At 61.0% G+C, this 12,718-nt stretch carries 9 protein-coding genes and 1 pseudogene; 6 read left to right on the forward strand and 4 right to left on the reverse strand.

The genetic code is table 11. The features are described from left to right. Positions 1 to 101: 101 nt before the first annotated feature. Entirely contained in the window at positions 102 to 2,084 is a 1,983-nt protein-coding gene (gene mnmC, locus AO388_RS15965; RefSeq protein WP_058416717.1) for a bifunctional tRNA (5-methylaminomethyl-2-thiouridine)(34)-methyltransferase MnmD/FAD-dependent 5-carboxymethylaminomethyl-2-thiouridine(34) oxidoreductase MnmC, read from the reverse strand. 148 nt (positions 2,085 to 2,232) lie between these two features. Between mnmC and pap the strand changes: the two genes are divergently transcribed. Then, a complete protein-coding gene (gene pap, locus AO388_RS15970; protein WP_058416718.1) occupies positions 2,233 to 3,729 on the forward strand; it encodes a polyphosphate:AMP phosphotransferase in 1,497 nt (498 codons plus the stop codon). A 38-nt stretch (positions 3,730 to 3,767) separates the two neighbouring features. Here the strand turns inward: pap and AO388_RS15975 are convergent, their stop codons facing one another. Continuing rightward, the gene (locus tag AO388_RS15975; protein WP_024661652.1) at positions 3,768 to 4,181 is read right to left on the reverse strand and encodes a YbaN family protein; all 414 of its coding nucleotides are present in this window, start codon (positions 4,179 to 4,181) and stop codon (positions 3,768 to 3,770) included. 10 nt (positions 4,182 to 4,191) lie between these two features. Continuing rightward, complete coding sequence (locus AO388_RS15980; RefSeq protein WP_003314545.1) at positions 4,192 to 4,779, reverse strand: UPF0149 family protein; 588 nt, start codon at positions 4,777 to 4,779, stop codon at positions 4,192 to 4,194. Positions 4,780 to 4,956: 177 nt separating this feature from the next. On the opposite strand from AO388_RS15980, the gene recQ reads away from it, so the two are divergent. The 3 genes from recQ (at position 4,957) to AO388_RS15995 (ending at position 9,920) form a co-directional block, all read left to right on the forward strand. Continuing rightward, positions 4,957 to 7,086 (forward strand): DNA helicase RecQ, encoded by a 2,130-nt coding sequence (gene recQ, locus AO388_RS15985; RefSeq protein ID WP_003363290.1) that lies wholly within the window; start codon positions 4,957 to 4,959, stop codon positions 7,084 to 7,086. A gap of 93 nt (positions 7,087 to 7,179) precedes the next feature. After that, the gene (locus tag AO388_RS15990; protein ID WP_003363288.1) at positions 7,180 to 7,614 is read left to right on the forward strand and encodes a MarR family transcriptional regulator; all 435 of its coding nucleotides are present in this window, start codon (positions 7,180 to 7,182) and stop codon (positions 7,612 to 7,614) included. 95 nt (positions 7,615 to 7,709) lie between these two features. Further along, positions 7,710 to 9,920, forward strand: a complete 2,211-nt coding sequence (locus tag AO388_RS15995; protein ID WP_058416719.1) for a FimV/HubP family polar landmark protein — start codon at positions 7,710 to 7,712, stop codon at positions 9,918 to 9,920. Positions 9,921 to 9,952: 32 nt separating this feature from the next. Here AO388_RS15995 and AO388_RS16000 read toward each other — a convergent pair whose 3' ends face one another. After that, complete coding sequence (locus AO388_RS16000) at positions 9,953 to 10,300, reverse strand: topoisomerase DNA-binding C4 zinc finger domain-containing protein (RefSeq protein ID WP_054082171.1); 348 nt, start codon at positions 10,298 to 10,300, stop codon at positions 9,953 to 9,955. 255 nt (positions 10,301 to 10,555) lie between these two features. Between AO388_RS16000 and AO388_RS30315 the strand changes: the two are divergent. Together AO388_RS30315 and AO388_RS16005 are read left to right on the forward strand one after the other, a co-directional pair. Beyond that, a pseudogene (locus tag AO388_RS30315) lies at positions 10,556 to 10,825 on the forward strand (PAS domain-containing protein); the annotation flags it as partial. Positions 10,826 to 11,074: 249 nt separating this feature from the next. Then, positions 11,075 to 12,109 (forward strand): methyl-accepting chemotaxis protein, encoded by a 1,035-nt coding sequence (locus AO388_RS16005; RefSeq protein ID WP_442963821.1) that lies wholly within the window; start codon positions 11,075 to 11,077, stop codon positions 12,107 to 12,109. Positions 12,110 to 12,718: the final 609 nt, after the last annotated feature.

Below are 12,718 nucleotides of genomic sequence, written 5' to 3' on the forward strand. Positions count from 1 at the left end.
TATCGTGCGACGCTCCGCGTCGTCATGCCGTTCAGGACGCTCTGCGTCCTCTTTGCTACGCAGAGCGTCGCGACCAGCATTCCCGAACGACAATCATAAAGCTACTTCCCGCCGCCGCGAATCAACCCGCGCAGGGCAAAGCGGTTGGGGTGACAGGCCTCGGCCACGCTGCGTGGCAAAGGCAGTGGTTCGTTGTCGAGCCAGGCGGCGATCAGTTCGCCACACAGCGGCGCGGTGATCAGCCCGCGCGAACCGTGGCCGCTGTTGACGTACAGGCCGTCCAGCCACGGGCAGGCGATGTCCGGCACCTGACGTGCGTCCTTGCCCAGCGCGGCATAGGTCTGCATGAACGCCTTGCGGTCGGCCAGTGGGCCGACGATGGGCAGGTAATCCGGGCTGGTGCAGCGAAACGCCGCGCGCCCCTGCAATTGCTCGTGCGCCAATTCGGCGGCCCCAAGGCGCGAACTGAGGTCTTCCGAGATCTCCCGCAACAGCCCCAGATTGTCCAGATGATCGGCCAGGTTCGGCGTCAGGTCAGTGCTGTTGAAATCGAAACTGGCCCCCAGCGTATGTTCGCTCAGACGCGCCGGAGCCACATAACCCTCGGCGCACACCACGCTGCGCAATGCCGTGCTGGCCTGAGTCTGCGGCAAACGGGTGATCTGTCCGCGGATGCGTTTGAGCGGTAAGTCGGCACTCTGCGAAAACTGCTGGATATCAGCTGCCCCGGCCAGCACCACGACCGGAGCACTGTCGATCAACTGTTCGTCACTCCAGACCTGCCACTGATCATCGACGCGTCTCAGCTCCAATGCCTGCTGATGAGCGATCAGACGGATATTGGCGTGCGCGGCCTGTGCGTGACACAGCGCAGGCGGATGAACCCAGCCGCCTTCGGGGTAAAACAGCCCGCCACTGTTCAGCGCAACGCCGCTCTGCGCTTCGGCCGCAGGCTGGTCCAGCAGGTGCAGGAGTGATTCGGGGAAGGCATCGGCCAGCTGTTTCTGACGCAGCGCTTCCTTGTCATCGAAGGTCAGTTGCAGCACCCCGCAAGCGTCCCAGTCGACGCCGCGCTGCAAGCGTTCAAGCAGCCTTCGCGTATGACCGAAACCACTGAGGATCAACTGTGACAGCGCTGTACCGTGCGCCGACAGTTTCAGGTACAGCACGCCCTGCGGGTTGCCGGATGCTTCCAGTGCCGGTGCGGCGTGGCGCTCCAGCAGGCTGACCTGCCAACCGCGTTGCGCCAGACTCTGCGCGGTGGCGCAGCCGGCCAGCCCCGCGCCAATCACCAGCGCTTTGCGCTCGCCGCCAATCGGCGCGGGGCGGGCGAACCAGGGCTTGGAGGCAGGCGGGTGCGCCACGTCCTCTGGCCAGGCGATAAAAGTGCCGCGCAGCACTTCCCATTTATGGCCGATGCCCGGCACGCGCTTCATCTTGAAACCTGCCGCATTCAGCGAGCGGCGCACCCAGCCGGTGCTGGTGAAGGTGCCAATCGTGGTGCTCAATGTGGACAGGCGCGCCAGTTCGGCAAACAGCTCGGGGGTCCACATTTCCGGGTTTTTCGCTGGCGCAAAACCGTCGAGAAACCAGGCGTCCATCTGCCCGTCCAGTTGCGGCAGCATCTGCAGCGCATCGCCAATCAGCAGCGTCAGGGTTACACGGCCGCCAGCGAACACCAGACGCTGAAAGCCTTCGTGCACAGCCACATATTGATCGAGCAATTGACCCGCGAACGGCGACAGCTCTGGCCACAACGCCAGGGCACGCTGCAGGTCGGCGCGGCTCAGCGGGTATTTCTCGACGCTGACGAACTGCAGGCGCGCATTGGCGGGCGCGCACTCGTCGAACAACTGCCAGGCACAGAGGAAATTCAGCCCGGTGCCGAAGCCGGTTTCACCAATGATCAGCCTGCCGTCGTCCGGCAATTCGGTGAAGCGTCGGCGCAGGTCGTTCTGCACCAGAAACACGTGGCGCGTCTCGTCCAGACCGGACTCGGTGGAAAAGTACACGTCGGAAAATTCGCGGGAACGCGGGTTGCCGTGTTCGTCCCAGTCGATCTGGGCGTGGCGGGTAATGGTCATGTCGGGCTCGGCAGAGGCAGTGGCGGCATTTTAGCCGTCTGCGCAGAGAAAAGTGCTATCAAGGACGTGCGGATTGACCGATGCCTGCAATCAATGGTCACAATCTCCATCAGGCGTTCTCTGAGCCAACATCAATCAGGAGTTGTGCATGTTTGAATCCGCTGAAATCGGTCATGCCATTGACGACGAGACCTACGAAGCTGCTTTGCCCGAGTTGCGCGAAGCCTTGCTGGAAGCTCAGATAGACCTGCACGAGCAGGCCGGTCGACAGATCATCGTATTGATCAACGGCATAGAGGGCGCAGGCAAGGGCGAGACCGTCAAACTGCTCAGTGAATGGATGGACCCGCGCCTGATCGAGGTGCGCACCTTCGATCAGCAGACCGACGAAGAACTCGCTCACCCGCCCGTCTGGCGTTACTGGCGGCAATTGCCGGCCAAGGGACGCATGGGTATTTTCTTCGGCAACTGGTACAGCCAGATGCTCCAGGACCGGGTTCACGGTCGCTTCAAGGACGCGGTACTCGATCAGGCCATCAGCGGTGCCGAGCGATTGGAAAAGATGCTCTGCGATGAAGGCGCGCTGATCTTCAAGTTCTGGTTTCACCTGTCCAAAAAACAGATGAAGCTGCGCCTCAAGACCCTCAAGGATGATCCGCTGCACAGCTGGCGCATCAGCCCGCTGGACTGGCAGCAGTCCAAGACCTACGACAAGTTCGTGCGCTTCGGCGAACGGGTCCTGCGTCGCACCAGCCGCGAATACGCCCCTTGGCATGTGATCGAGGGTGTGGACGCCAACTACCGTAGCCTGACCGTCGGCCGCCTGTTGCTGGAAGGCATGCAGGCCGCGCTGAACAAGGCCGAGCCCGAGACCGCTGCGCTGACGGTCGGGCCGCTGGCGATTCACAGTAACGAGCTGACGCTGCTCGACAGCCTCGACCTGAGCCTGAACCTGAGCAAGGACGACTATCAGCAGCAGTTGATTGCCGAGCAGGCGCGGCTGTCCGGCAACATGCGCGACAAGCGCATGAAAAGCCACGCGCTGCTGGCAGTGTTCGAAGGCAACGATGCGGCAGGCAAGGGCGGTGCGATCCGTCGCGTTGCGGCGGCACTGGACCCGCGCCAATACGCCATCGTACCGATCGCCGCGCCGACCCAGGACGAGCGCGCGCAACCGTATCTGTGGCGTTTCTGGCGGCAGATACCGGCGCGCGGCAAATTCACTATTTTCGACCGTTCATGGTACGGCCGTGTGCTGGTCGAGCGGGTCGAGGGCTTTTGCAGCGAGTCGGACTGGAAGCGCGCCTACTCGGAAATCAATGACTTCGAAGAGCAGCTCACCGATGCAGGCGTTGTGGTGGTCAAGTTCTGGTTGGCCATCGATCAGCAGACCCAGCTGGAACGCTTCAAGGAGCGCGAAAAGATCCCTTTCAAGCGCTACAAGATCACCGAGGACGACTGGCGCAACCGCAAGAAATGGCCTGACTACCGCCAGGCAGTCGGCGACATGGTGGATCGCACCAGCACCGAAATCGCGCCGTGGACATTGATTGAGGCCAACGACAAGCGCTGGGCCAGGGTCAAGGTGTTGCGCACCCTCAACGAAGCGCTGGAAGCGGCGTTCGACAAGGACAAGAAGAGGTGATGGTCCGAGTGTTGCGGTGGCGTCGGCTTTGCTCGGCGCTACCTCTTGCAACTGCCCGGTGCTCGCGTCTTCTGCCTGAGGATATAGATCGTCACCAGCACTGCGCTGGTCAGCATAAAGACTCGTGCCCAGAGTGATGGAACCAGGTAGCAGGACAGGCTGATGCTGAGCCACATCAGACCGATGGCGTACACCTTGCCCTTGAGCGGGATACCGTTGCCTTCGAGGTAATCACGAATCCACGGACCGAGCTGCGGGTGGTTGACCAGCCAGTCGTAGAAGCGCGGAGAGCTGCGCGCGAAGCAGGCAGCGGCCAGCAGCAGAAAGGGCGTGGTGGGCAGCACCGGCAGGAAAATACCGACGACGCCCAGTACCACGCTCAGCCAGCCTACCGCTACAAGCAGATAGCGCACCGCTCTGTGACGGCTGGTGCGCGGTGAGCCTTGCGCCATAGGCGCCGACTCAGTGATGGCGGGGCTTGAGGATCGCCGGCTTTTCGTCGGGTGCCTGGCAGAGCAGGTACAGGGCGGTCAGCGCTTCGGGGATCTGCACGATCATGTCGTCCATCAGGTTGGCGTCCTGGGCGATGTCGGCGAACTCCGGCTGCTCGTCGAACAGACCCGAACCGACCATGATCGGCAGGAGCATTTCGCTGACTTCTTCCTCAGCACTTTCGAACCATGCGTTTTCACGCAGGAACACGCCTTCCATGAAGCCGATGCACCAGCCGCGCAGATCGGAATCATCCGGGTCGTCGCCAAGGTCCAGATCGCACGGCAGCTCGAACTCTTCGTCCGAGGCCAATTGGCGGGCAATGTGAGCCTTGAGGGCAATCAGCGTCGCTTCGACTTCTGTCTGTTGCGCTTCGCTGGAGTACTGCGGCGGCTCGGAGAACAGTGCGTCGATCCACTCGCGCTCCGGCACCTCTTCAGCGCAGATGGACAAGGCGGTCAGGTAGCCATGCGCGGCCACGTAGTCCAGTGCTTCTTCGTGCAGTTCATCTGCATCGAGGAAGACTTGCAGGCGGGTTAATTGCTCAGCGAAGGACATGGAAGCGCTACCTTGAAAATAAACGATGCTGGATTCTAGGCCCTGAGCGTCCGTGGCGCCAGCGCGCAGGCCAATTGCAGTTAATTTCGACCGCTCATGTCCCAGTCATCCATTGCTCCCGAGCGCTCGGGTATACTCCTCCGTTTTGCAGTGCAGCAGGATATTCCGGGGTTTTTTATGCTTGAGCAGGCACAACGCGTACTTAAAGACATCTTCGGTTACGACAGCTTTCGTGGTCGCCAGGGTGCCATTATTGAGCGTGTAGCCAGCGGTGGTGATGCGCTGGTGCTGATGCCCACCGGTGGCGGCAAGTCCCTGTGTTTTCAGGTGCCGGGGCTGTTGCGTGACGGGCTGTGCGTGGTTGTGTCGCCGCTCATCGCGCTGATGGACGACCAGGTTGCGACGCTGGATGAACTGGGCGTGTCGGCCGCTGCACTCAACTCGACCCTCAGCGCCGAGCAGCAGCGTGACCTGGCCAATCGCATTCGTCTGGGCGAAGTCAAAATGCTGTACCTCGCCCCGGAGCGTCTGGTCCAGCCACGCATGCTGTCATTCCTGCAAAACCTCAAGATCGCCCTGTTTGCCATCGACGAAGCGCACTGCGTGTCGCAATGGGGCCATGACTTCCGCCCTGAGTACCTGCAACTGGGGCAACTGGCCGAGCTGTTTCCGGATGTACCGCGCATCGCGCTGACCGCCACCGCCGACAAGCGCACCCGGGAGGAAATCGTCACGCGTCTGCACCTGCAGAACGCCGAGCGCTTTCTGTCCAGCTTCGACCGGCCCAACATCTTCTATCGCATCGTGCCCAAGGAACAGCCGCGCAAACAGTTGCTGGCCTTCCTTTCCGAGCGCCGCAGCGATGCCGGTATCGTCTATTGCCTGTCGCGCAAGAAAGTCGATGAGGTCGCCGTCTTCCTCAGTGAAAACGGCTACCCTGCTTTGCCTTATCACGCTGGTCTGCCGTCCGAAACCCGAGCGGCCAACCAGAAGCGCTTTCTCAACGAGGAAGGGCTGATCATGGTCGCCACCATCGCGTTCGGCATGGGCATCGACAAGCCCAACGTGCGCTTCGTGGCGCACATGGACCTGCCCAAATCGCTTGAGGCTTATTACCAGGAAACCGGCCGGGCAGGGCGTGACGGTCTGCCCGCCGATGCCTGGATGGCCTACGGTCTGCAAGACGTGCTGATGCTCAAGCAGATGCTGCAGAACTCCGAAGGCGACGAACGTCACAAGCGGCTGGAGCAGCACAAGCTCGATGCCATGCTGGCCCTGTGCGAAGAAACCCGTTGCCGTCGACAGACCCTGCTGGCCTATTTCGACGAAGACATGCCCAACCCGTGCGGCCATTGCGACAACTGCGTCGATGGCGTGCAGACCTGGGATGCCACCGAACCTGCGCGTCAGGCGCTGTCGGCCATCTACCGGACCGGCCAGCGTTATGGCGTCGGTCATCTGGTCGACGTGCTGCTCGGCAAGTCCAACGACAAGGTAGAGAGCTTCGGCCATCAGCACCTGTCGGTATTCGGGGTGGGCAAGGCGCGCACCGAGGCCGAGTGGCGCTCGCTGTTCCGCCAGCTGGTTGCGCGTGGTCTGGCGGACATCGACCTTGAAGGCTATGGCGGCCTGCGCCTCAGCGAGACGTGCCGCCCTCTGCTACGTGGCGAAGTTTCTTTGGAACTGCGCAAGGACCTCAAACCACAAACCACGTCGCGAAGCAGCTCCGGCAGCCCGGCCAGTCAACTGGTGCGTGGCGAAGAGCGCGAGCAGTGGGAAGCCCTGCGTGCCTTGCGCCGCAAGCTGGCTGAAGAGCACGGCGTCCCGCCTTACGTTATTTTTCCGGACTCGACCCTGCTGGAAATGCTACGCAGCAAGCCCGGATCAATGGCCGAGATGGCCAAGGTCAGCGGCGTCGGTGCGCGCAAGCTGGAGCGTTATGGCGAAGCCTTTCTTGAAGTGCTCAGTGGCAAGGCCGAGGCTCCACGCGTGGTCGCCGATGTGCGTCACGAACTGATCAGCCTGGCGCGCGCGGGCATGACCCCGACGCAGATCGCCGGTCAGTTGCAGTGCTCGGAAAAGAATGTCTACACCCTGCTGGCCGAGGCCATCGGCAAGCAGCAGTTATCCATCGAGCAGGCGCTGGACTTGCCGGAGGACCTGCTGGGTGAGGTGCAGGACGCCTTTCTCGATGGCGAAGGAGAACTGCCGCCGGTGTCGGCGATTGCCGAGCAGTTCGCCGGGCGGGTGCCTGAGGGCGTGCTGTATTGCGTGCGTGCAGCGCTGCAATCGGAGTTTGAGGTATAACAGCGTGCGGCGGAGCGTCACCGTCCCGTGCTTGCTTGAACATAAGGACCATGCTTAGCTCGCTAATAATTAGTTTGAATCACGAGTTTCCTTATGCCAATGACTGATGAACATCGTTTCGGGATGCAACTCGGACACCTCACGCGAGGCTGGCGTGCCGAGCTAGATCGCAGGCTGGCCGATCTTGGCCTGTCTCAGGCTCGCTGGCTGGTCCTGCTGCACCTCGCGCGCTTCACCGAGCCGCCCACCCAGCGCGAGCTGGCGCAAAGTGTAGGCGTAGAAGGCCCCACCTTGGCGCGGTTGCTCGACAGTCTTGAAAAACAGGGCCTGGTTCAGCGTCAGGCGGTGCTCGAGGATCGACGTGCGAAGAAGATCCTGCTCAGTGACACGGCATTGCCCCTGATCGAAAAAATTGAAAACATCGCCAATGTCTTGCGCATCGAGCTGTTCGAGGGTGTGAGCGAAGAGGATTTGCGCGTCAGCATGCGCGTGCATTCGCAGATTCTCGCCAATCTGGAAAGATCCTGAGACGAAGCTGCGCATTCTCAACCATAATCGTTCAACGGATACTGACGTCCATCTGATTACGTGAGAAGCCTGCCGTGGTTTCCATAAGGGTTCGCATGCTGAAGAGTTCACTGGCTGCTGTCGAAGGTGCAGGTCGCAGGGCGCGCATGGCGTTGGGCAAGGGCGTGCTGGCGGTCTCGTTGCTGACCTGCTCTACGCTGGCGTCTGCGTTGGGCCTGGGTGAAATCACCTTGCACTCGGCGCTCAACCAGCCATTGAATGCCGAGATCCAGTTGCTGGAAACCGGCGGTCTGAGCAATGAAGACGTGATCGCCCGGCTCGCATCGCCTGAAGCGTTCGCCAAGGCGGGTATAGAACGTGTGTTCTTTCTCAATGACCTGCGCTTCACGCCGGTACTGCGCGGTGACCGCGGCGTGATCCGGGTGGTTTCCAGCAAGCCGGTTACCGAACCCTACTTGAGTTTTCTCGTCCAGTTGGCGCGGCCGAATGGCGATTTGCTGCACGAGTATACGGTGTTGCTTGATCCTGCCACTTCGGCACAAGGTCTGGCCGCCACGCGCAGTCGCAACCAGCAGCGCTCGGCCACCTCCGCTTCGGAAAGCCGCATGCCGATCGCGCCACCGGCGGCCGTGCAGGGCAAACACTATACGGTCGCCAGTGGCGACACGCTCAATGGTATCGCCAGCCGCTTGCAGGGGCCGGGCAATAAGGTGTCGGCAAGCCAGCTGGCGGACGGTATTCGTTCGCTCAACCCACAGGTATTTGCCGCAGGCGCCGGTTCTGCGCTTAAAGTCGGTCAGGACCTGTTGCTGCCGGACGCAGCCGTATTGCCAACCGCCGCAGCGCCTGCCGCAAGCGCTGCTGCGCCGTCGCCAAAACCTGCTGAATTGCAGCGTACCGCCGAGCAGTTGTCAGCTGCGGCCATCGAAAACCAGCAATTGGCTCAGTCGCTGGAGGCGCTCAAGGCTCAGACTCAGGAACTGCAAGAGCAGATGAGCGGCAAGGACAAACAGATCATCGCCTTGCGCAGCGATCTGGCCGCCGCGCAATCCGCTGCCACGCCATCTGCACCTGCAACAGCCACGCCTGCACCCGCAACACCTGCGGCTGCGCCGGCCACTCCTGCTCAGCCTGTTGCTGCATCGGGTGACGACTCATTCCTGAGCCTGCCGATACTGCTCGCTGCCGTATTGATCGTGCTTCTGCTGGTGGCGTTTGCTTATTCGAAACGACGTCAGCAGCGCAAGGACTCAGCAGCGCCCGCCGTTACCCCGGATGACCCGTTGATCAAGCCCGCGCAGGCCGCCATGCTTCCTGTGTTCGAAGTTCCTGCGGTGGCGCCGCAACCCGTGGTGCAGACCCCGTCACCGGCACCGGCCAAACCGTCGCCAGCGCAACGCTCGCCAGGCTCTGCTCCGGATGCGCTGGATGGCGTGAGCATTTACATTGCCTACGGACGCTTCACCGAGGCGATGGGTATTCTGCGCAGCGCCCTGGAAACCCAGCCCGAGCGTGATGACATTCGCATCCGCCTGCTGGAGTTGCTGGCGGAGCAGGGCGATGGCAGCGGTTTCGTTCGCGAAGAACAGGCCGCGCTGGAGCATGGTGTCGACCCGCAGACCATTCAGGATATTCGTGATCGCTTCCCACAGCTCAAGGCTGCCGAGGTCGCTCCCTTGGCGGCGGTCGTCCCGGCTGTCACAGTGGCGGCCAGCACATTGTCGTTCGACAAATCCGAACCCGAGCCTGCGCTCTACCTGCAGCCCGAGCCTGAGCCAAAACCCGCCGCGCAGCTGGATGAAAGCGCCGCTGCGGCGCTGAATCCACAGCATACCGACGAGTTTCAGTTGAACCTGGATGACCTGTCGATGGACGCCGACTGGGATCTGGTCGACCCGTTCGACAGCCCGCCGCCGCGTGCCAAGCCTGCCGCTGCGCCAGCGCCCGCTGAAGTCGACCCCGGTTTTTCATCGGACCTGACCCAGCTGCCGGAAGTCTTCGAACTCTCGGACGAACAGTTCCTCAGTGATTTTTCCGAGCCCGAAATCGTGGAGCCTGTCGAGGTCATTGCGCCTTCTGCCGCCGACGGCCTGAGCGACGATTTCCTCGACAGCTTCATGAACGATGACGCCGATTTCGACCTGCTGGATCTGGAAGAACCGCCCCTCAGCCAGATCAATCAGGCGCAGGTGCTGATTGAGGACGGCGATCTCGAATCGGCCCGTGAAATCCTCCAGCAAGTCATTGACGAGTCCGACGAAGAGCATCAGCGCATGGCGCGCGAGCTGCTGGCCAGCATTACCTGAGCGACGCTGTCGAGGCGCGACCGGTCTGGCGTTTAGCGAAAGATCGGTCGGATCCCCCGACATTTCGGATAGGCCACACAACCCCAGAATTCTCCGGCGTTCTTGCCGGTGCGGGCCACCTTGATCACCATGGTTTTCCGGCAATGCGGACACGCAGGCGCCGCCGGCTTTGCCGTGGGTGTTGGCGGCGCAGGTGTGCGGGGCTGTTTGCCGGGTTTGGCACGGCGGGTTTTGACAGGCACTTGCGGTTCAGGCGGGAGCGCTTCAGGCGCAGCGGGCTCCGGGTGCTGTCGCTGCGGCGTGCCTCCTGCAACCCGGCTCAATAACTCGCGCAGTGTCTTGATCAGTGCGTTCAGCGCAGAGGCTGCGTTGCGTGCCATTGGAGTGCCTTGGGTCGGGTCGCGATCAGGGCAGCATGGTGCAGGCATCCTCGTCGTGGCGCAAACACTTGATTTCGCCACCATGCCTGACGTTTCTTGAACAGCGTATTCCCGCTAGCTGTTAAATCCCTGAGTCGTGTGGGCGATAACAGTGCATCATGACGATCGGTTGTCACTTTGAAAGGCAGTGCTACACCTTCAACAGCTGCCCGGAGTATCAGCATCATCACGGAGCGATTATCAATGCGCGTCAACATGCCTATCACGCAGACTGAACGGACTTTCCCTGCCTCTGAACGCCTCATTTCCACCACCGACCTCAACAGCCACATTACTTATTGCAACGACGCCTTCGTCACGCTGAGCGGCTTCACTCGCGAAGAGCTGGTCGGGCAGCCGCATAACCTCGTGCGCCACCCGGACATGCCAGCCTCGGTGTTTGCGCATATGTGGGAAACCATCAAGCAGGGCAAGCCGTGGATGGGCGTGGTCAAGAACCGCTCCAAGCAGGGCGATTACTACTGGGTCAGCGCTTATGTGACGGCGGTGTACGAAAACGGCCGGATCATCGGGTACGAGTCGGTGCGCTCGCTGCCGACCCGCGATCAGGTGCGGCGCGCCGAAGCGCTGTATGCGCGGTTGCGGGCGGGCAAGTCGGCAGTTTCCGCCAGCAGCTCAGCGACCTATCACCTGATTCGTCAGTTACCGATGATCCTCTGCGCGCTTGCGCTGGCTGTGGGTGTCTACCTGCTCGACGATTTGCCGTCGATCATCATGATCCCGATTGTGATGGTTGTGCTGGGCGTTTTTCTTGAAGTGCGCCAGCGCAGCAGCATCCGCAAAACCCTTGAAGAACACCCCAAGGCCTTCACCAGCGCACTGATTGCGTTGACCTACAGCGACAATCGCGGCCCGCAGGCGCAGCTCGACCTGGCCATGCTCAGCGAAGAGGCGCGCCTGCAAACGGCCCTGACGCGTCTGGCGGATACCGGGGAAAGCATGCGCCAGCATGCCGGGCGGTCAGCGCAATTGTCCCTGCGCCAGGCCGAGTCGCTGGATCAGCAGCGCAGTGAGGCCGATCAGTCAGCCACGGCCATCAATCAGATGGCGGCGACCATTCAGGAAGTCACCCACAACGTGCAGAACACTGCCCATGCTGCCGAAGAAGCCGACAAGCTGGCACAGCAGGGGCGTGGTCTGGCCGATGAAAGCCTGTTGGCGATTCGACACATGGCCACCTCGGTGACCGACATTGGCAACGCTGTGGGGGAACTGGCTGACGCGACCCAATCGATCGGCAGTGTGGTCGATGTGATCACCTCGATCGCTCAGCAAACCAATTTACTGGCGCTCAACGCGGCCATCGAAGCGGCGCGTGCCGGTGAACAGGGACGTGGTTTTGCAGTGGTAGCTGATGAGGTGCGCTCACTGGCGTCTCGCACGCAGTCGTCGACCGAGCAGATCCAGCAAATCATCACCTCGCTGCGCGATGGCGCCGATCGAGCGGTACAGACCGCCAGCAAGGGCGAGCAGATCTCTCAGGAGAGTGTCGCCAGTGTTGAAGCCGTGCAGAGGGCGCTGGATGGCATCAGCCAGTCGGTGACCCGCATTACCGGCATGAGCCAGCAGATGGCGTCGGCGTCTGAAGAACAGAGCCACGTTGCGGAAACCATCAGCCAGCAAATCACCCGCATCGCGCAACTCTGCGATGAAAGTGCCAGCCAGGCGCAGCAAGGCTCGCAGATCAGCAGCGAGCTGGAAGAAATGGCGCATTACCTGCACAGCCTGGCCGAGCGGTTCAGTCGCTAAGCATGCGCAGAGGACGCAGAGCGTCCGGAACGGCATTACCACGCGGAGCGTGGTAACGATGATCTGCGTTGGATTTGGCCATGTACGCTGATCGCAGACCCCGGAATCTTGCGCTGTTCCGCACTCTCTGGATTGGACACAGAGCGTCCTGAGCGGCATTACCACGCGCAGCCTGGTAACGAGAGTCGGGGGTATTGCGGCTGCGTGCGTTTACGCAAAACCCAACCCCACCACCTATCGTGCCCATCGCTCCGCGTGGGCATGCAGTTCATGACGCTCCGCGTCATCTGTTTGCCGTAACGCAGACTCCATTTGGGTGATTATCAATTATTGTCGGACAATTATTGGTATATCCGAATAAATAAGGCGCTTAACTGAAGTTGTTGAAGATATGGGCTGGAAAACTAGAAAAAGTGGAGAGCGTGCAATTAAATTGCCACTACTCAATTCAATTACCTCCATATCAAAAAAAACTCAATACATTCAAACGGATATCACTGAACTATATATCCAGTAATGCATTATCCTTATGTACTTAAACTTGTATCAGAATTGAAATAAATCTGTTGCCAAGTGCATAACTGCAGACTATGTTCTGGAATCGCTCAA

It is taken from the genome of Pseudomonas sp. ICMP 10191, from assembly GCF_001467335.1.
Classification (GTDB): Bacteria; Pseudomonadota; Gammaproteobacteria; order Pseudomonadales; family Pseudomonadaceae; genus Aquipseudomonas; species Aquipseudomonas cerasi.

Coding starts and splice junctions, on each gene's coding strand:
- mnmC (WP_058416717.1), bottom strand. CDS start 2,084: ATGACCATTACCCGCCACGCCCAGATCGACTGGGACGAACACGGCAAC.
- pap (WP_058416718.1), top strand. CDS start 2,233: ATGTTTGAATCCGCTGAAATCGGTCATGCCATTGACGACGAGACCTAC.
- AO388_RS15975 (WP_024661652.1), bottom strand. CDS start 4,181: ATGGCGCAAGGCTCACCGCGCACCAGCCGTCACAGAGCGGTGCGCTAT.
- AO388_RS15980 (WP_003314545.1), bottom strand. CDS start 4,779: ATGTCCTTCGCTGAGCAATTAACCCGCCTGCAAGTCTTCCTCGATGCA.
- recQ (WP_003363290.1), top strand. CDS start 4,957: ATGCTTGAGCAGGCACAACGCGTACTTAAAGACATCTTCGGTTACGAC.
- AO388_RS15990 (WP_003363288.1), top strand. CDS start 7,180: ATGCCAATGACTGATGAACATCGTTTCGGGATGCAACTCGGACACCTC.
- AO388_RS15995 (WP_058416719.1), top strand. CDS start 7,710: ATGCTGAAGAGTTCACTGGCTGCTGTCGAAGGTGCAGGTCGCAGGGCG.
- AO388_RS16000 (WP_054082171.1), bottom strand. CDS start 10,300: ATGGCACGCAACGCAGCCTCTGCGCTGAACGCACTGATCAAGACACTG.
- AO388_RS16005 (WP_442963821.1), top strand. CDS start 11,075: ATGATCCCGATTGTGATGGTTGTGCTGGGCGTTTTTCTTGAAGTGCGC.